The organism is Mesorhizobium sp. M0778, from assembly GCF_040320105.1.
Classification (GTDB): domain Bacteria; phylum Pseudomonadota; class Alphaproteobacteria; order Rhizobiales; family Rhizobiaceae; genus Mesorhizobium.
Genome location: NZ_JAMYPA010000001.1, coordinates 520,061 through 537,157 on the forward strand (window position 1 = coordinate 520,061; position 17,097 = coordinate 537,157).

19 protein-coding genes and 1 tRNA gene are annotated in these 17,097 nt (G+C 61.9%); 14 read left to right on the forward strand and 6 right to left on the reverse strand.

Annotation, left to right across the window (positions count from 1 at the left end):
- Positions 1-7: 7 nt before the first annotated feature.
- Together rpoH and NKI22_RS02665 are read right to left on the reverse strand one after the other, a co-directional pair.
- Positions 8-919, reverse strand: a complete 912-nt coding sequence (gene rpoH / locus NKI22_RS02660) for an RNA polymerase sigma factor RpoH (protein WP_023720954.1) — start codon at positions 917-919, stop codon at positions 8-10.
- Between the two features lie 187 nt (positions 920-1,106).
- Positions 1,107-2,147, reverse strand: coding sequence for an RluA family pseudouridine synthase (locus NKI22_RS02665; RefSeq protein ID WP_352817767.1), 1,041 nt, complete (start codon positions 2,145-2,147; stop codon positions 1,107-1,109).
- Between the two features lie 26 nt (positions 2,148-2,173).
- On the opposite strand from NKI22_RS02665, the gene NKI22_RS02670 reads away from it, so the two are divergent.
- From NKI22_RS02670 to NKI22_RS02680, 3 genes are all read left to right on the forward strand, one after another.
- Positions 2,174-2,557, forward strand: a complete 384-nt coding sequence (locus NKI22_RS02670) for a fimbrial protein (protein ID WP_352817764.1) — start codon at positions 2,174-2,176, stop codon at positions 2,555-2,557.
- Positions 2,554-2,961 carry a VOC family protein gene (locus NKI22_RS02675; protein ID WP_023720951.1) on the forward strand — a complete coding sequence of 136 codons (408 nt, stop codon included), beginning with the start codon at positions 2,554-2,556 and terminating at the stop codon, positions 2,959-2,961. Before NKI22_RS02670 ends, NKI22_RS02675 begins: the two co-directional genes overlap by 4 nt.
- 90 nt (positions 2,962-3,051) lie before the next feature.
- A tRNA-Glu gene (locus NKI22_RS02680) sits at positions 3,052-3,126 on the forward strand.
- 146 nt (positions 3,127-3,272) lie between these two features.
- On the opposite strand, the gene NKI22_RS02685 is transcribed toward NKI22_RS02680, so the two are convergent.
- Entirely contained in the window at positions 3,273-4,340 is a 1,068-nt protein-coding gene (locus tag NKI22_RS02685) for an adenylate/guanylate cyclase domain-containing protein (RefSeq protein WP_023720940.1), read from the reverse strand.
- A gap of 116 nt (positions 4,341-4,456) precedes the next feature.
- Here NKI22_RS02685 and NKI22_RS02690 point away from each other — a divergent pair, with 116 nt between their 5' ends.
- The 4 genes from NKI22_RS02690 (at position 4,457) to tolA (ending at position 7,584) form a co-directional block, all read left to right on the forward strand.
- On the forward strand, positions 4,457-4,897 hold the full coding sequence (locus tag NKI22_RS02690) for an SRPBCC family protein (protein WP_352958185.1): 441 nt from the start codon (positions 4,457-4,459) through the stop codon (positions 4,895-4,897).
- A 418-nt stretch (positions 4,898-5,315) separates the two neighbouring features.
- Complete coding sequence (locus tag NKI22_RS02695) at positions 5,316-5,897, forward strand: VOC family protein (RefSeq protein ID WP_023720938.1); 582 nt, start codon at positions 5,316-5,318, stop codon at positions 5,895-5,897.
- 27 nt (positions 5,898-5,924) lie between these two features.
- Entirely contained in the window at positions 5,925-6,815 is an 891-nt protein-coding gene (locus NKI22_RS02700) for a glutathione S-transferase family protein (protein WP_352817762.1), read from the forward strand.
- 364 nt (positions 6,816-7,179) lie between these two features.
- A complete protein-coding gene (gene tolA, locus NKI22_RS02705; protein WP_023720935.1) occupies positions 7,180-7,584 on the forward strand; it encodes a cell envelope integrity protein TolA in 405 nt (134 codons plus the stop codon).
- A 137-nt stretch (positions 7,585-7,721) separates the two neighbouring features.
- Here the strand turns inward: tolA and NKI22_RS02710 are convergent, their stop codons facing one another.
- On the reverse strand, positions 7,722-7,937 hold the full coding sequence (locus NKI22_RS02710) for a hypothetical protein (RefSeq protein ID WP_023720934.1): 216 nt from the start codon (positions 7,935-7,937) through the stop codon (positions 7,722-7,724).
- 333 nt (positions 7,938-8,270) lie between these two features.
- Between NKI22_RS02710 and NKI22_RS02715 the strand changes: the two genes are divergently transcribed.
- Positions 8,271-9,263, forward strand: coding sequence for a DUF2865 domain-containing protein (locus tag NKI22_RS02715; RefSeq protein WP_352817760.1), 993 nt, complete (start codon positions 8,271-8,273; stop codon positions 9,261-9,263).
- 91 nt (positions 9,264-9,354) lie between these two features.
- Here the strand turns inward: NKI22_RS02715 and NKI22_RS02720 are convergent, their stop codons facing one another.
- Positions 9,355-9,708 (reverse strand): hypothetical protein, encoded by a 354-nt coding sequence (locus NKI22_RS02720; protein ID WP_352494191.1) that lies wholly within the window; start codon positions 9,706-9,708, stop codon positions 9,355-9,357.
- 661 nt (positions 9,709-10,369) lie between these two features.
- Here NKI22_RS02720 and pstS point away from each other — a divergent pair.
- From pstS to phoB, 6 genes are read left to right on the forward strand one after another with little or no spacing between them, the layout of a single operon-like run.
- Positions 10,370-11,431: a phosphate ABC transporter substrate-binding protein PstS gene (gene pstS, locus NKI22_RS02725; RefSeq protein WP_031194537.1), complete on the forward strand. Its 1,062-nt coding sequence runs from the start codon at positions 10,370-10,372 to the stop codon at positions 11,429-11,431.
- 59 nt (positions 11,432-11,490) lie between these two features.
- Positions 11,491-12,477 (forward strand): phosphate ABC transporter permease subunit PstC, encoded by a 987-nt coding sequence (gene pstC, locus NKI22_RS02730; protein ID WP_023720930.1) that lies wholly within the window; start codon positions 11,491-11,493, stop codon positions 12,475-12,477.
- A gap of 3 nt (positions 12,478-12,480) precedes the next feature.
- Positions 12,481-13,332 carry a phosphate ABC transporter permease PstA gene (gene pstA, locus NKI22_RS02735; protein WP_023720929.1) on the forward strand — a complete coding sequence of 284 codons (852 nt, stop codon included), beginning with the start codon at positions 12,481-12,483 and terminating at the stop codon, positions 13,330-13,332.
- Positions 13,329-14,132: a phosphate ABC transporter ATP-binding protein PstB gene (pstB, locus tag NKI22_RS02740; protein ID WP_023720928.1), complete on the forward strand. Its 804-nt coding sequence runs from the start codon at positions 13,329-13,331 to the stop codon at positions 14,130-14,132. The genes pstA and pstB overlap by 4 nt, the downstream gene beginning before the upstream one ends.
- Before the next feature lie 32 nt (positions 14,133-14,164).
- The gene (phoU, locus tag NKI22_RS02745; RefSeq protein ID WP_023720927.1) at positions 14,165-14,872 is read left to right on the forward strand and encodes a phosphate signaling complex protein PhoU; all 708 of its coding nucleotides are present in this window, start codon (positions 14,165-14,167) and stop codon (positions 14,870-14,872) included.
- A 16-nt stretch (positions 14,873-14,888) separates the two neighbouring features.
- A complete protein-coding gene (gene phoB / locus NKI22_RS02750) occupies positions 14,889-15,578 on the forward strand; it encodes a phosphate regulon transcriptional regulator PhoB (protein WP_031194536.1) in 690 nt (229 codons plus the stop codon).
- 9 nt (positions 15,579-15,587) lie between these two features.
- On the opposite strand, the gene NKI22_RS02755 is transcribed toward phoB, so the two are convergent.
- Positions 15,588-16,832: an ROK family protein gene (locus tag NKI22_RS02755; protein ID WP_352817758.1), complete on the reverse strand. Its 1,245-nt coding sequence runs from the start codon at positions 16,830-16,832 to the stop codon at positions 15,588-15,590.
- Between the last annotated feature and the right edge of the window lie 265 nt (positions 16,833-17,097).

The window sequence follows — 17,097 nt, forward strand, 5'->3', positions numbered from 1 at the left end:
GAAGGCTTTACGCCGCCGGCTGCGCCTCGATGGTGCGCAGCGCCTGCATCTGGCGCTTGGCTGCGGCCTTGACCGCGTCCTGCACCTTCTCGAAGGCGCGCACCTCGATCTGGCGCACGCGCTCGCGGCTGATATCGAACTCGGCCGACAGCTCTTCCAGCGTCAACGGCTCATCGGCGAGGCGGCGCGCCTCGAAGATGCGGCGTTCGCGGTCGTTGAGCACGGCAAGAGCGCCCGACAGCATGCCGCGCCGGTTTTCCAGCTCGTCCTGCTCGATCAGCATCTCTTCCTGGCTTTCGTGATCGTCGACCAGCCAGTCCTGCCATTCGCCGGATTCGCCTTCGCTGGCCCGGATGGGCGCATTGAGCGAGGCATCGCCCGACAGACGGCGGTTCATCGACACGACTTCCGCTTCCGAGACGTTCAGCCGGGTGGCGATCTCGGTAATCTGGTCGGGCTTCAAATCGCCTTCGTCGAGCGCCTGGATCTTGCCCTTCACCTTGCGCAGGTTGAAGAACAGGCGCTTCTGGTTGGCGGTGGTGCCCATCTTGACCAGGCTCCACGAGCGCAGGATGTATTCCTGGATCGAGGCCTTGATCCACCACATCGCATAGGTGGCGAGACGGAAGCCGCGCTCCGGTTCGAATTTCTTGACGGCCTGCATCAGGCCGACATTGCCTTCCGAGATCACCTCGCCGATCGGCAGGCCGTAGCCGCGATAGCCCATGGCGATCTTGGCGACGAGCCGAAGGTGGCTGGTGACGAGCTTGTGCGCAGCCGTGGTGTCCTCATGCTCGGCGTAGCGCTTGGCGAGCATGTACTCTTCCTGCGGCTGAAGCATCGGAAAACGGCGGATTTCTTCCAGGTAGCGGCTGAGGCCGCCTTCGCCGGAAACGATACTGGGTAGTGACTGGGCCATGATAGCGCCCCCTCTCTATTGGAGTGATGCCCCCGAAACGCGGCAGGCATGTGGCGCGAATGCCAAAGGCACATTCGCGCCAACCGACATATATAGGAACAAAACCAGAAAGACAGGCATTTGTTCAACACGAAACAGTGTGTCACGCTGAAGTGAACAACGCCGGTCAGGTTTTCAGGTGGTTGGTTCAAAGCTTGCGGAAGCCGTCGACGAGTTCCTCCATGTCCCACGGTATCGGTGCTTCGAACCTCATCGTTAAATGGGTATCCGGATGCCGAAATGCAAGGAGGCGGGCGTGCAAAGCTTGTCGCGGAAATGCTTTCACTTTGCTGGTTAGCGGCTCAGGCAACCGGTTGGCCTTGGTGCGGAAAGCCTGGCCGTATTCGGGGTCGCCAATCACCGGATGGCCGATATGGGCCATGTGGACGCGTATCTGGTGGGTGCGACCGGTTTCCAGCCGGCATTCGACCAGGCTCGCCGTGGCGAATTCCTGCTGCTGCTCGCCAAAGCGCTCAATGACGGTGAAATGCGTTATGGCGTGGCGGGCATCGTCGCGGCCTTGCGGCACCACGGCGCGGCGTACCCGGTCGGCGGCGCGGCCAAGCGGCGCGTCGACCATCCCCGTCGGCCTTGCCGGTATGCCCCAGACCAACGCCAGATAGGCGCGCTCGAGATCGCCGGTCAGGCCGTGGTCGGCAAAGGCCTCCGACAACGCCTTGTGGGCGCGATCGGTCTTGGCGACGACCATGACGCCACTGGTCTCCTTGTCGAGGCGATGGACGATGCCCGGCCGTCTCACCCCGCCGATGCCCGACAGGCTGTTGCCGCAATGATGGATCAGCGCGTTGACCAGCGTGCCGGTCCAGTTGCCGGCGCCGGGATGCACGACCAACCCGGCCGGCTTGTTGATGACGATCAGCTCGCTGTCCTCGTAGAGGACATCCAGCGCAATATCTTCGCCTTGCGGCTCCGCCGGTTCCGGCTCCGGCATGTCGACCGACACGCTGTCACCTTGTGCCATCTTGCGCTTCGTCTCGCTGGCTGGCCTGCCGCCGATCCTGACCGCGCCCTGCTTTATCAGCATCTGCACCCGGCTGCGCGACATGTCGGGGCCGAGCCTGGCCGCCAGCCATTGGTCGAGCCGTTGGCCGGCCGCATCGGCGCCGGCCTCCAGCACGATCTGTCTGGCCCCTATTAATTGTCTGACCTCTTCGTTATGAGCGCTCATCGAAAACAGTTCCGGAATCTGCTGCCATGGCCCGGCCGCTTGCCGACGAAGACGAGGAAAAGCCGCTCGACCCCGAGGTCGAAAAGGTGCGGAGGAAGCTCGTCCGCTTCGTCGCCATCAATCTCGGCCTGCTGTTCCTCGCCCTTATGGTGGTGATCGCGGCGCTTGTCTACAAAGCGCGCAATGCACCGCCTGTCAGCCCTCCGCTGAGCAGCGACATCCAGGTGCCGATCGGCGAACCGGTCAATGGCGACATCGTGCTGCCGGTCGGCGCCAGGGTGGTCAGTCAATCGCTCTCCGGCAATCGCCTGTCGATCGACGCCGGGCTGGCAGACGGCAGCCGCGCCATCTTCGTCTATGACATCACCGAACGACGCATCGTCGGCCGTTTTTCGATCAGGAACAAATGACCGGTTTTGCCGAACACCGCAGCATTGCCACGGTCGCGCTCGTCGTCGCAAATTATGACGAGGCGATCGCCTGGTATGTCGACCGGCTGGGTTTTGTCCTCACCGAAGATGTCGATCTCGGCGGCGGCAAACGCTGGGTCACGATCACGCCAGGCAACGGGCAGGGGGCGCGGCTGCTTCTGGCCGAAGCATCCGGCGATGCGCAAACGGACGCCGTCGGCAACCAGGCCGGCGGGCGGGTTTTTTTGTTCCTCGAAACCGACGATTTTGCCCGTGACCATGCGCTGATGCTCGAAAAGGGCGTCGAATTCCGTGAGGCGCCCCGGCACGAGACCTATGGCACTGTGGCGGTTTTCGCTGATCTCTACGGCAATCTCTGGGACCTGATCGAGCCAAAACGCTAGGCTTGCAGCGGATATTTCACCGGCGCGACAGGCAGCCTTAAGCCTAGTTGCTTTTTGCCAGCCGTCAGCCTATATCGCCGGTTCTTGAACGCGCCCATCGTCTAGCGGTCAGGACACCGCCCTCTCACGGCGGGAACAGGGGTTCGATTCCCCTTGGGCGTACCAAGTCTCTCCAAGCTCTCCGCAAACCATCAATCCGATCCATCGCCTTGGGTCGCGGCGGGTTTGGCTCATTGCCGCTCAGTCATGGCTTCGCACGATACCAAGATATGCTGCGAACGACACATCCACGGCGCGCTCAACCATTCGATCTATTCCGGTAAGCCGAAAAGTGTTTGCGCGCCTGCTATTCCTCCGAGCGGATGACTGCCCATGGCGATCATCGGCTCGGTAGTTTCTGCCTCGAACACTGTCGACGCGAGCACCGTCCGTCCCAACGGCTTGCACAGCCCTTCGATGCGGCTGACAAGATTTACAGCCTTGCCGATCGCGGTGAAGTCCAACCTGCCGGCAGTGCCGATGTTCCCCCAGAGTATCTCGCCGACATGCAGGCCAATGCCATATCCGAGCTCAGGGCCGCCATTGCGGCGCCGAGTTTGGTTGAGATGATCTATCCCGGCGCGCGTGGCCTTCACGGCGCGTACCGCAGCGTCACATGCGGCATTTGCATCGCGCTCGCCAATCGGGAAAATCGCGAGGACGCCATCACCTATAAACTTGAGAACCTCACCACCAAATGCGTGCACCGCGCCCGCGACGCAATCGAACCAGGCATCAAGTACCAATACGATCTCGTCTGCATCATGAACCTCGGATAGATCGGTGAAACCTCGAAGGTCCGCGCACAGAAGCGCAGCCCGTATCGTCTCTCCCTTTACTCGACGAGAATGACCGTTGAGCACATGTGCTGCACTGCGCTTTCCCAAATATGCTTCGAGCAATGCGCGTTTCGCGGACCGTTCTGCGAGTGCGGTCATCGGAGCCGCAGCAAACCGGGAGATTTGCCGCAGCAGCTCTGACTGCGCCTCATCCGGAGTATGATCGAACGCCCACACCAAAGTCGGTGCGACACCGCCCGCTCGCTCGTCGAACACCATCGCCCGCGTCGTGCCAAGCCACTCCCGCAGCACGAGCCGGGGATCGGCATTCTGGCGGTCGGCGCCTATGCCCAAAGCCTCGACCACTTCATTCCCAGGCGCTCGCCAGAGCCAGATGCGGCGTGAAATGATCGGGTCGGGAGCATCCTGCGCCAGCGCGCCGGCGATGATCGGCAGGCCGTCTTCCATCAAATGCGTTGAGAGCTGCAATAGAAGTCGCCCACCGTCGCCAATATGCGCGGCGTCGTCCAGAAGGAATGAAAGCGAGTTTGCGAGAAGCATCGGCAGAAGGTCACTCGGCACAGGCTTATGCTTACGCCTCGAACATCTTCTTGCAACTCCCCACATTCGCTTCAATCATGCACGGTATTCGATGCGGATGTGACCTGGAGTGAGCGATGGCGGAATCGGTTTACACAGAGATTGAGGTCGCCGCGCCACAAGCGACCGTGTTCGCGCTTTTGACGGATCCGGACCAGATCGTGCGATGGATCGGGACCGAAGCGAATTTAGATGCATCGCCGGGCGGTCTGTTCCTCGTCAATGTCGGTGGTCGCCATATGGCCCGCGGTGAGTTCACCGAGGTGATCCCGGTCCACCGTCTTGCCTACAGTTTTGGCTGGGAAGACAACGAGACCGTGCCGCCCGGCTCCAGCCATGTCGAGATCGACCTGATCGCGAGGGATGCGGGGACACTGATCCGCTTCACGCACACCGGACTGCCGAACGCAAAGGAGCGTGACAGCCACCGAAGGGGATGGGAGCACTACCTCTCACGGCTGAAGATCACTGCTGATGGGGGACATGTCGATCCCGACGTGCCGATGAAGAATATGTGATTTTCATCTAAGGGCCGCGGATGCCCGTAATCCGAACCAGGCGCGGCATGCGTCAACGAGGCCCCTTTGACCTGCCGTCGCCAAACCGGCCGCTCGGGAAACCCAGCGACCTGCGGGCTGCCGCACCATTACAGCTGCCGGCGACGGATCGTTTCGGCGAGCTCGGCGAAGGCGTCCGCGATCCCGGTGCCGCTCTTGGCGCCTGCGTGGAGTTCTTGAAACTCAGCGCTTCTGGCGCAACGCCTCGGATTGAATTAGCATCCGTTCATCAAAGCTCCGGCCGCACTCCTGCAGGATGCGGAATGCGGAGCGCAGGCGAGCGAGGCCGGGCGCGGTCACATGCCGGGCGCTGATCCAAGCGCGACTGGGCATCCGAACTTCCGTTCGGCGGCAAGACGGCGTGGCCGGGAGGAGTCAGATGCAGAAGCTGCAATCACAAGGCGTCCATCACATCACGCTGGTCGGCGCCGATCGCCAGAGCTCCATCGATTTCTGGGAAGGCGTGCTCGGCATGCCTTTCATCTTCGAGCAGCCCAACCTCGACAAAGCCAGCGAAAGCCATCTTTATTTCGATCCGGGCGACGGCCGGCTGATCACCGTCTTCACCGACGAGAGCCGCACGCCGGTCAAGCGGCGCACGCCAACCGATACGGGCTGCGTCCATCACATCGCTTTCGCGGTGTCGCGCGTCACCTTTTTGCAGGCGGTCGGCCGGCTCGACGAGCGCGCCATCAAGCACAGCGGCGTCAAGGATCGCGGCTTCATGGACTCGATCTACTTCGAGGATCCGCTCGGCCTGCTGATCGAGCTCGCCTCCTACCGTTTCGAGCCGCCGGCGGGCTTCACCCATGCCGACGTGTTGATGCAGGCGCACAAGATCCGCGTCGCGCGCGGCGACTACGCAATAGCCGAGGTGCATCTCGCCGACGCGATCCAGGCGCTTGTCGAGCGCTCCCGCGCGACCTTGTCGGAAGACCGCGCTCCGAAAGATCCATACTGACGACAGGCCAAACAAAGGGAGGACACAATGGCAAAGACGACAACGAAGAGTGCGAAGAAGCCGGCCGCCAAGGCCGCTCCGAAACCAGTTGCCAAGGCCGCGACAAAGCCTGCAGCCAAGGCGTCGAAAGCGTCCGCCAAGTCGGCAACGAAAGCCGCCGCAAAACCTGCAGCCAAGGCATCCGCGAAGTCCGCGCGGAAGGCCGTAGCGAAATCAGCGAAAAAACCCGCGCTGATGCTCAGCATGCTGAAGCCGAGCGTCAACAATATGAGCGTACGGGTGTTTGCGCGCGCGGCCGGGCTCGACCATTCCGAGACCGACGTATGGGGCCACACGCGCTCGCCTGAATACATGGCGCGAAACCCGGCCCATTTGACGCCGATGATCGAGGACAAGGGCCTGCCGAGAGGTGTCTTGTGGGAAAGCTGCGCCATCATGCAGTACCTCGCCAACAAGCACGGGCTGGAGAAACTATATCCCAAGGCGCCGGCCAAGCGGGCAATGATCGACAGCGCCATGTTCTACCTGATCGGGACGCTCTACCCCTATGTGGCGCGCGCCACCTATCCTGCACTGAATTTCCCGCAATATGCCGGCGAGGTCGGCCACAGCGACGCTCATCCCGACAGGAAATCGGAAGCCCAAAAGGCCGCTATAGAAGCGATAGCCGAGCCGCTGGAGGTGTTTCACAGCTTCTTCAGGAACGGCAAGCCGTTCATCGGCGGCAAGAACCCGTCGATCGCCGACATCCGTCTGGCGGCGACGCTCGAGTTCCTCGCCGTCATCGACTATGCGCTGCCCCAATGGGCAAAAGACTATATGACGGCGATCGAGAAGAAGCTCGGCAAGGCCTATGCCGAGCCGGCCGGCGATGTGCGCGGCTATATCGCCTATGTGCGGTCGCAGGCCAACGCCTGAGGCACGTGCAGGCCGGCGATCGTCCGTACGTTCTGCAGGAGCCGGTAACGATCTGGGGTAATTCTTTTTTACTCTCCCCTGTTTGCACGATGTGGGGAGCTTAAGGTTTCGTTAACCGAAACCCTTTCTACTGTATCCACCTCCAGCCCGCGACCACGGATGTACTGGCGCGGATGGAAAGCAAAGGTCGGCTGCTCGCCGGCCTTTTGCTTGTTGCAGCCCTGCCGAAGTTGCGGCCGACGGCGCTTCACGACGCCTGCATGGCTGATGAAGCGCGTTGCTGGCACCTTGTCATCGCCGATGTCGGCCCTACCATCGAAGTTAGTCACGTCCTCGAGGGCGGTTCAAGGACAGAGGCCCTGTCATGAAAAGCATTGCTGGAATGGTGGTGATTGCAGGCGCCATGCTGGCGGGCACAGCCGGTCAATCGAATGCAGCAACGCTCAACTCCATGCCCGAGGTCGGGGCTGCCATCCAGGCGTGCTGGACCCCGCCAGCGAATGCCGGGAACTCCACCGTCACCCTGAGCTTCAGCTTCAGGCGCAATGGCACGCTGATCGGCCGGCCCAAGCCGACTGCCATCCGCGTGGCCGGCGACGAGAAGGCGCGGCAAGCTTTTGTCGATGCGGCGATTGCGGCCGTGGACCACTGCCTGCCGTTGAGCCTTTCACCGGCGCTGGCTGAAGGCATCCCGGGCAAGGTGTTCACTCTGCAATTCAACTCGCCCAAACAAAAACAGCCTGCAACGCGGGTGCAGGCTTCGCCTTGATCTTTTCCGACAACCGGATTCTACTTTTCGGGATCTAGCGCATGTCGAGCAAAAGTGTGCAGCGGTTTTGCGACAACGACATGCATAAAACAAGAACCTAAGCGCGTCGCATGAGGCCCGGTCGACCGCGATGCGCTTTAGTGGCGGCTTCGTCTGGCCTCGACATGTCGCGCCAGTTCCGGCATTTCGAAGACATAGTCGCTCCAGGCCGATTCCGGAATCTGGCCGGCGAGATAGCACTCCAGCAAAAGCCTCTGCTCGTGGTCGAGCGGCCTCGGTGTGCGTTCATGGTCCAGCCCAAGTGAATGGAACAGATTCCTGGTCAGGCCCGCGACAGTGAAATGAATCGACATTTGCGGTCTCCTCCTTTGGCCGCTCAACGCCGAACTTGGGGCTAAGGTTTCAGCAACGGCCGGCCGGTAACGCCGGATTGATCGCGGTGCGGAACCGGCCGGGTGCTTCAAACTTCGCCGTGGCGCGAGTTCGCCGGCGTTGCTGCCGGTTCGTCTCAATCTTGAAATAAAAATGTAATATTGAATTTACGCCAGTGGATATAATACACTAGAACTAAAGTCTCTGGTGGCGGGGCGGTCTACTTCAATTAGGTAAAACTGATTTAGCCAGTACTTATCCATAGTCGACAAAGAAATCCTGTTCTCGGCGCAACAAGGACAATGGTCGCTCCAATGACGCGCTTCTGGCTTCTCACGATTCTGATGCTGGTGTCGGCAATAGCCGTTGCGCTCGGCACGTCCTCCTCCTATGCGGATAGCTGCGGCGCGATCAGGAGCCAATTGCTTTCGGCGGGGCGTGGCGCCGGGACCAGCCCCGAGCTTGCCCAACTACGCCGGCAACTCGCCGCGATTCAAAGGCTGGAGAGACAGCGCCGATGCACGGCGAAAACGGCCGGGTTCTTCTTCAACCCCTGCGCCGACCTCGTAAGCAGCAAGGCGGAGGTGCAACGGCAGATCGCCAGACTGTCGAATTCGGGCAGGGACACCTCCGGCCTGAAGGCCAGGTTCGTCGCGCTGGGCTGCGCCGCCCCCGCTGCCAAGAAGCAGCAGGCGCAGCAAGACCAGCCGCCGGCGCAGCAGCGCACAGCACCCAAAACCCAGTCCGCAGGCGCAACAATGGGTGGCAATCGGATGCTGTTTTGCGTTCGCTTGTCGGACGGATATTTCTTCCCCGCGCCAAAATCGCAGTTCGCCAAGAACGACGATCTGAAGGAAACGGTCGATCAGTGCCGCTATATCTGCGACGATGCCGGCGTCGAACTCTATACGCTGAGCGATGCCACCCGCGAGACCGAAGAGATGATCGCGCTCGAGACGCAAAAGCCCTATGTGGAGCTTGCGACCGCCTTCAGGTACCGCGACGACGCGAACTTCAAGGCCTGCGACGTCAAGCGCTATTACCAGCGCGTCGCCGAACTCAGGGCACGAACCGTGACACCGGCCAACATGAGCAACGCCATCATTCCGTTGCCGACGGCAAAGCCGGATTTTGGCAGCGTCGCGGAAATTCCTGAATCCGGGATCGAAACCGCCGGTACCGCTCTCGCAGGGGCAAAAACGCCGGTTGCCGAGGTGCCAGGGGCTGCCCAGCATCAGTCGGTCGAAAGAGCGATCGGCGCGCGGCCGGTGAGAGTGGTCGGGCCGGCCTTTTTCCCGGCGGACTGACCAGGGCGGGCGATGTCCCGAGACGGCGAACGGCTGGCCGGATAGCCGCTTCAAGGCCTACAGCCGCACGTATCGACCGACGGCCGGTTGGTTATTCGCAGACCATGCGGGCCCGTTTGCCGGGCAGGCTGACATTCCTGCAGGTGAGCGGCTTCGCCGGCTCCGATGACAGCATGGGCGGGTTGGCGACGACCTTCCTTCGTGGCGCTGCAACGGAAGCTGCGCTCCTGCGCACCGCCGGCCTTTTCGGCGTTTGAGGCGCCACAGGAAAGACATCGGTCTCCAGCTGCGACTGTTCGGCTTGCGCCTGCGGAGAAGGCCGGTCCCAGAAACGGCGAACATCGAGCGGCTTGGGAATGATCACGGTGCCGTCATAGCTGCGCGCGCAGCCGGTTCCCAGAAGCAGCGCCAGGCACAGGAAGACAGGCAGAATCCGTCGAAACATCAGCAACACCCCTGCAAGCTTATAACGCTGCTTCGGCCCAACCGACAACCGGCGGAATAGTGCAGAGGGAGTAGGTAAGGTGAAGTAGAAATCGCCGCACTTCCAGTCGAAGGCCCCGCTCGAAAGATCGATCGCCGGGTCGGGCGCGGATGGAGGTCCAGCGCGAGGCGAATTAAAACCTTGCGATTCGTCACCGCTTCCAGCGTAAGGCCATGGTGCGATCGCACCATACCCAATGGCGCGCTCAGTCGCGACAATGGGATATTCGAAGTTCCGCTCCTCCAGTTACGGGCGGGAGCAGCGACCGCCGGCAAGAAACAGGGTCAGATTTACCCCAACGGACCTGTTTCGGCGATGGCGCGGCCATGACACGTTCTGGCTGCATGCAACGCGCTCCCGTCCGGCTTTTTTCTTCTCAAGGTCAGTGGCTGCTATCGTCGAGCGGACAAAGCCGGCCGGAATTCACGCAAGCTGCTGATTCCAGCGGCAAACCGCGGCCCATGCCGACAAAGCCCGCGGCCGTTCCTTCTTAACCCGGCTGGACGACGTTACCGGAGCGACATGAAACTGTCATGCGACTGTAATAATCGGGGGCTATTGGCCTCAGCGGGCGCCGGAGGAATGGCGCCGAGAGACCATATTCCGAACAGGAGCAGGCCACATGAGACATTTCATCCGCTCGGCGGCCGTTGCGATTGCAATGGCTGCGGCGACGACTACCCTCACCCTGTCCGCCGCGCTCGCCGCGGACATCTCCGGCGCCGGCGCCACCTTCCCCTACCCGATCTATGCGAAGTGGGCCGACACTTACAAGAAAGACACCGGCATTGGGCTTAACTATCAGTCGATCGGTTCCGGCGGCGGCATCAAGCAGATCAAAGCCAAGACCGTTACCTTCGGCGCTTCTGATGCGCCGCTGAAAGGCGAAGAGCTTGAATCGTCCGGATTGGCTCAGTTCCCGATGGTGATGGGCGGCATCGTTCCCGTCGTCAACCTCGAAGGCATCAAGCCGGGCGAGTTGGTTCTCGACGGCCCGACGCTGGCCGACATCTTCCTCGGCAAGATCACGAGCTGGGATGACGAGGCGATCAAGAAGCTCAATCCCGACGTCAAGCTGCCTTCGCAGGCGATCGCGGTCGTTCACCGTTCCGATGGGTCGGGCACGACGTTCAACTTCACATACTACCTCGGCGACGTCAGCGCGGACTGGAAAGAAAAGGTCGGCGTCGACAAGGCCGTGGAATGGCCCGTGGGCATCGGCGCCAAGGGCAATGAGGGCGTTGCCAACAACGTCTCCCAGACCGGCGGCGCGATCGGCTATGTCGAATACGCCTATGCCAAGCAGAACAAGCTCACCCACACCGATATGATCAACAAGGACGGCAAGAAGGTCGAACCCACCGCGGCGGCATTCTCGGCGGCAGCGGCCAATGCCGACTGGAGCTCGCAGCCGGGCTATGGCGTCATCCTCGCCAACGAGCCGGGCGCCGAGTCCTGGCCAATGACGGCGGCGACGTGGATCCTCCTGTACAAGAAGCCGGACGACGCGGCGACCACCGGCGAAGCGCTCAAATTCTTCGCCTGGGCATACGACAAGGGCGACGAGATGGCCGGCGAGCTGGACTACGTTCCGATGCCCGACAAGGTGGTCGAGAGCGTCAAGGCCATGTGGGCCAAGGAAGTCGTCGGCAGCGACGGCAAGCCGCTCTACTCGGCTATGTAATCTCCTCCAGGGAGGGCGTCGACGGCGCCCTCCCTGTTGCCTTCAATCGCGAGGACCCAATGACCATCGCTTCCGATGCCATGCTATCATCTGCAGCCCGGGCCAGGGAAGCTACGGTGCGGCGCTTCGCGCTCACAGACGCCATATTCCGCGGACTCACCCGCGCTTCCGCAATTCTTGTGCTGGTCATCCTCGGTGGTGTCGCAATCTCGCTGTTTGCCGGCTCATGGCAGGCCCTGTCGTCCTTCGGGTTCTCTTTCCTGACGACTGAAAGCTGGAATCCGGTAACGGAAAAATTTGGCGCGCTGGCGCCGATCTACGGCACGCTGGTCACGGCGGCCATCGCCATCCTGATCGCGGTTCCGATCGGCATCGGCATTGCCGTGTTTCTCACCGAACTCTGCCCGCGCCCGCTCAGGCGCCCGATCGGCATAGCGGTCGAGCTGTTGGCCGGCATTCCCTCGATCATCTACGGCATCTGGGGCCTGTTCGTGTTCGCGCCGTTCCTGCAGACGACGATACAGCCCTTCATCATCAACATCTTCCACGGCGTGCCGGGACTATCCAGCCTTTTCGCCGGCCCTCCTTACGGCATCGGCCTTCTGACCTCGGCGCTGATCCTCGCCATCATGGTGCTGCCCTTCATCACCTCGATCACCAAGGACGTCTTCGATACGGTGCCGGCGGTGCTGAAGGAATCGGCCTACGGCATCGGTTGCACGACCTGGGAAGTGACCCGGCGCGTGGTCATTCCCTATACCCGCATCGGTATCATGGGCGGCGTCATGCTTGGCCTCGGCCGCGCGCTCGGCGAAACCATGGCGGTGACCTTCGTCATTGGCAACGCCCACCGCATCAGCGCCTCTCTGTTCGCGCCGGGCACGACGATCTCGGCGACCATCGCCAATGAGTTCACCGAGGCCGACGGCGATCTCTACACCTCCTCTCTGGTTTCGCTCGGCCTGATCCTGTTCGTCATCACTTTCCTGATCCTTGCCGCCGCCCGCTATATGCTGATGCGGATCGACGCCCGTACGGGAGTCTGACCGATGTCGACATCCTCATCGCTCCACAGCCGCCGCAAAGCCAGAAATTCGGTGATGATGGCGCTTTGCGTCGTCGCCGCCGGCATCGGGCTTGCCTGGCTGGCGCTCATTCTCGGTGCACTGGTCTATAAGGGCACAGCCGGGCTTTCGTTCGCGGTCTTCACCGAGATGACGCCACCGCCAGGCGAGGCCGGCGGCCTGCTCAATGCAATCGCGGGCAGCCTGCTGATGACGATCATCGCCGTTGTCGTCGGCACGCCGATCGGCGTGCTGGCGGGAACCTACATGGCCGAATATGGGCGTTTCTCGCGCATCACCACCGTCGTGCGCTTCATCAACGACATCCTGTTGTCGGCGCCGTCGATCATCATCGGCTTGTTCGTCTATGAACTGATGGTGCGGCCAATGGGACATTTCTCGGCCATAGCCGGCGCCGTTGCGCTTGCCATCCTGGTCATTCCGGTGGTCGTGCGCACCACTGAAGACATGCTCAACCTGGTGCCGAACGCGTTGCGTGAAGCCGGCGCCGCGATCGGCGCGCCGCGCTGGGTGGTGATCCGCTCGGTCGCCTACCGCGCCGCATTGTCCGGCATCGTCACCGGCATATTGCTGGCGATAGCACGCATTTCCGGCGAGACGGCGCCGCTGCTCTTCACCGCGCTCAACAACCAGTTCTGGAGCAGCAATATCAACGCGCCGATGGCCAGCCTGCCGGTGACCATCTTCCAGTTCGCTCTCAGCCCTTATGAGGAATGGCAGCAACTGGCGTGGACCGGCGCACTCATAATCACCCTGACGGTTCTGGGCTTGAGCATCCTCGCCCGCAGCCTTACCGGACGCAGAGAGGACAGATGACACAGATGTTGTCCCCGGACATGACGATGACCGAAACGGTCGCCGAGAAGACGAAGATCGAGGTCAAGAACCTCAACTTCTACTACGGCCAGAGCAAGGCGTTGAAGGACATCACCTTGTCGCTGCCCGAGCGCAGCGTCACTGCCTTCATCGGCCCTTCGGGCTGCGGGAAATCGACGCTGCTGCGTGTGTTCAACCGCATCTACGAACTCTACCCGAAGCAGACAGCCGAGGGCCAGGTGCTGCTCGACGGCAAGAACATTCTCGACCGCTCGCAGGACCTCAATCTCCTGAGGACCAAGATCGGCATGGTGTTCCAGAAGCCGACGCCGTTCCCGATGTCGATCTACGAGAACATCGCCTTCGGCGTCAGGCTTTATGAGAATCTGGGCAAGTCCGAAATGGACGGCCGCGTCGAACAAGCGTTGAAGCGGGCCGCGCTGTGGGGCGAGGTCAAGGACAAGCTCAACGCCAGCGGCTTGAGCCTGTCAGGCGGCCAGCAGCAGCGGCTTTGTATTGCCCGCACCGTGGCGGTGAAGCCGGAAGTCATTCTGCTCGACGAGCCGGCTTCGGCACTCGACCCGCTGTCGACCGCCAAGATCGAGGAACTGATCGACGAATTGCAAGCCGACTACACGATCGTCATCGTCACCCACAACATGCAGCAGGCGGCGCGCGTATCGCGCCAGACCGCCTTCATGTATCTGGGTGAACTGGTAGAGTTCGACCGGACCGAGAAGATCTTCACGTCGCCCCGCGAGAAGCGCACGCAGGATTACATCACCGGCCGCTTCGGCTGAGCCGTTCCGATCACGCATATGAGGACAGGACCATGGGCGAACACACAGTCGCTTCTTTCGACGAGGATCTCGAGCAGATCAGCAAGCTGATCCGCGACATGGCCGACCTCGCCGGTTCGATGGTCGGCGGGGCGACCAAGGCCCTGTTGAATTCTGACAACGTGCTGGCGCAACGCGTCGTTTCCGACGATGCCATCATGGATGCGCGTCAACGCGAACTGGACGACCGCGCCATCACCCTGATCGCCAAGCGCCAGCCGATGGCCCACGATCTGCGCCATGTCGTCGGGGCGATCCGCATGGCCGGCGATCTCGAACGCATCGGCGACCTTGCCAAGAATATCGCCAAGCGTGTGAGTGCGGTCGGCCTTAGCGTCACACCGCGCGACCTATCGCATTCCATCGATGCGATGGCGCAGCTGGTGCTCATCCAGGTGCAGGGCGTCATCGAGGAGTATGCTGCAGGCGATGCGGCCGCGTTGGCCAAGCTACGCGCCGCCGACGAGCGCATCGACGTCAAATATACGTCGGTGTTCCGCGAACTGTTGACCTACATGATGGAAGACCCGCGCAACATCACCGCTTGCACGCATCTGCTGTTCTGCGCCAAGAATCTGGAGCGGATCGGCGACCATGTCACCAACATCGCCGAAAATGCGTATTATGTGCTGACCGGCGAGCAATTGCCGGTCAATCGTCCGAAGCAAGACGAAACGACAATGTCCGCACCGGCGACATGATGGGGGTGCCCAGCCGATGATCGCACCACGCATAATGGTGGTGGAGGACGAGGAGCCGTTGGGTGTGCTGCTCCGCTACAATCTCGAATCCGAAGGCTACCAGGTCGAGGTGGTGACACGCGGCGACGAAGCCGAGATCCGTTTGCAGGAGAATGTGCCCGATCTTCTGGTGCTCGACTGGATGATACCAGCGGTTTCCGGCATCGAGCTCTGCCGCCGGTTGCGGGTGCGCCCCGAAACCGAACGGCTGCCGATCATCATGCTGACCGCGCGCGGCGAGGAGAGCGACCGGGTACGCGGTCTTTCGACCGGCGCCGACGACTATCTGGTCAAACCGTTTTCGACACCGGAATTCATGGCCAGGGTCAAGGCGCTGCTGCGCCGCGCCAAGCCGGAAGTGCTGTCCAGCGTGCTGAAGGTCGGCGACATCGTGCTCGATCGCGAATCGCACAGGGTGTATCGCAAGAAGACCGAGATCCGGCTCGGGCCGACCGAATTCCGGTTGCTCGAATTCATGATGCGGCATCCGGGCCGCGTCTTCTCGCGCAGCCAGTTACTCGATAATGTCTGGGGCGAGACGATCTATATCGACGAACGCACCGTCGACGTGCATGTCGGGCGGCTGCGCAAAGCCGTCAACAACGGCCGCATGCCTGATGTCATCCGCACCATCCGCGGTGCCGGCTACGCGATCAGGGAAGATTGACCCGCCCAGTCAGGCTACGTTCTTTCTGACGCCGGGCCTCATTTGCGCGCCCGGCGCGAAAATCTGCTGGTCGACGAAGCTTAACGCCCGCATTGCACAGCCTTCGCGGATCAGCGGCAATTCGTTCGGCTCGGTATCGAAGGAGATCGAGCCCGTATGCTGGCCGCCGGCGGTCTGGGCGATGGCCTTCCGCAAGGCCGGCTCGATCAGATCAAAGGCGGCGGCACTGGCGCCGACCATTGCGACCGGTGCCGGATCGATCAGCGCGAACAGCGAGCCGAGACCGAAACCCAGCGCTTCGCCGGCCTTGCGGTAGGCTTCGCGTTCCGGCCCGTCCTTCTCGCGCGCCCGAACCGCCAGCGCGCGCATGTCGGCGTCGCTGACGTCGGCGACCGGTTGGCTGTCTTCGCTCATCTGCGTGGCGTTGCGCCAGATGGCGTAATTGCCGGCATAGGCCTCGATGCAGCCGCGCCGCCCGCAACGGCAGAGCGCGCCGCCCGGACGATGGATCATGTGGCCAAACTCGCCGCCCGAGGAATGCGTGCCGGTGAACAGCTCGCCCTTCAACACCAGCCCCATGCCGATGCCGTGCGAAAGCAGGATGGCGATGAAGTCGTCGCGATAGCGATCCGGATCGCGCCAGCGCAAAGCCACCGCCATCATATTGCAGTCGTTCTCCACCGTGGCCGGGATGCCGAATTCATCTTCCAGCATGTCGGCAAAGGCGATGTCCGTCTGGGGCGTGATCGGCGACCACAGCATGGCGCGTGCAGGGGAGTCGGTAATTCCCTGAATCGCCAGGGCGATGCGGGCGACACTGCGGACGTCAAGATCTGGATCGTCCAGCCGGCGCCGGACGATGGCCATGCATTCGCGGATCAGTTCGTCGCGCGGCATGGTCAGCGTGTCCAGCCGGCGCTGTTCCTCGGCGACCACCTGCCCCGCATAGTCGATGATGGCGGCCGACAGGAAATTCAGCGACAACACCACGGTCAGCACCGCCGCCGCTTCCGGATTGAGGGCGAGGCCGACCTGCGGACGACCGCGTTTCAACGAAACGGGTTCGCTTGCCTTGCTCTCGGCGAGGATGCCTTCCCGTATCAGGTCGGAGGAGATCGCCGATATGGTCGAATGGCTGAGGCCGGTGGTTGCGGCGATCTCCGTACGCGATGGCTGGCCGGCCCGGCGCACGGCCGAGATCACCATCGCCCGGTTGCGCCGGCGCAAATCGTCATGGCGGATTCCGACCGACATCGTTTTGCTTTCCTCCCGGTTTGCCGCGGCCGCTCATGAACCGGAAGCCGTCGGTAATGCCGACAAATAGTGTCGGATGAGGCAAATAGTGTCAGATGCAGGTGGCGCTGTCATCGTTTATTCCGAAGCTCGAAAAAAGTCGCAGCAACATCAAAATCCATCAGAATCGATGTTGACAGCAGCGGGAGATCGGGCCAGTATTTTTTCGAGGCTCGAAAAAATTAGCGCCTCTAAGCTGGCCTTTGGGGCCAATTGGTCACGCCGT

Bases quoted from the DNA above. Each gene is read 5' to 3' on its own strand.
- rpoH (WP_023720954.1), bottom strand. From the start codon at position 919: ATGGCCCAGTCACTACCCAGTATCGTTTCCGGCGAAGGCGGCCTCAGC.
- NKI22_RS02665 (WP_352817767.1), bottom strand. From the start codon at position 2,147: ATGAGCGCTCATAACGAAGAGGTCAGACAATTAATAGGGGCCAGACAG.
- NKI22_RS02670 (WP_352817764.1), top strand. From the start codon at position 2,174: ATGGCCCGGCCGCTTGCCGACGAAGACGAGGAAAAGCCGCTCGACCCC.
- NKI22_RS02675 (WP_023720951.1), top strand. From the start codon at position 2,554: ATGACCGGTTTTGCCGAACACCGCAGCATTGCCACGGTCGCGCTCGTC.
- NKI22_RS02685 (WP_023720940.1), bottom strand. From the start codon at position 4,340: ATGCTTCTCGCAAACTCGCTTTCATTCCTTCTGGACGACGCCGCGCAT.
- NKI22_RS02690 (WP_352958185.1), top strand. From the start codon at position 4,457: ATGGCGGAATCGGTTTACACAGAGATTGAGGTCGCCGCGCCACAAGCG.
- NKI22_RS02695 (WP_023720938.1), top strand. From the start codon at position 5,316: ATGCAGAAGCTGCAATCACAAGGCGTCCATCACATCACGCTGGTCGGC.
- NKI22_RS02700 (WP_352817762.1), top strand. From the start codon at position 5,925: ATGGCAAAGACGACAACGAAGAGTGCGAAGAAGCCGGCCGCCAAGGCC.
- tolA (WP_023720935.1), top strand. From the start codon at position 7,180: ATGAAAAGCATTGCTGGAATGGTGGTGATTGCAGGCGCCATGCTGGCG.
- NKI22_RS02710 (WP_023720934.1), bottom strand. From the start codon at position 7,937: ATGTCGATTCATTTCACTGTCGCGGGCCTGACCAGGAATCTGTTCCAT.
- NKI22_RS02715 (WP_352817760.1), top strand. From the start codon at position 8,271: ATGACGCGCTTCTGGCTTCTCACGATTCTGATGCTGGTGTCGGCAATA.
- NKI22_RS02720 (WP_352494191.1), bottom strand. From the start codon at position 9,708: ATGTTTCGACGGATTCTGCCTGTCTTCCTGTGCCTGGCGCTGCTTCTG.
- pstS (WP_031194537.1), top strand. From the start codon at position 10,370: ATGAGACATTTCATCCGCTCGGCGGCCGTTGCGATTGCAATGGCTGCG.
- pstC (WP_023720930.1), top strand. From the start codon at position 11,491: ATGACCATCGCTTCCGATGCCATGCTATCATCTGCAGCCCGGGCCAGG.
- pstA (WP_023720929.1), top strand. From the start codon at position 12,481: ATGTCGACATCCTCATCGCTCCACAGCCGCCGCAAAGCCAGAAATTCG.
- pstB (WP_023720928.1), top strand. From the start codon at position 13,329: ATGACACAGATGTTGTCCCCGGACATGACGATGACCGAAACGGTCGCC.
- phoU (WP_023720927.1), top strand. From the start codon at position 14,165: ATGGGCGAACACACAGTCGCTTCTTTCGACGAGGATCTCGAGCAGATC.
- phoB (WP_031194536.1), top strand. From the start codon at position 14,889: ATGATCGCACCACGCATAATGGTGGTGGAGGACGAGGAGCCGTTGGGT.
- NKI22_RS02755 (WP_352817758.1), bottom strand. From the start codon at position 16,832: ATGTCGGTCGGAATCCGCCATGACGATTTGCGCCGGCGCAACCGGGCG.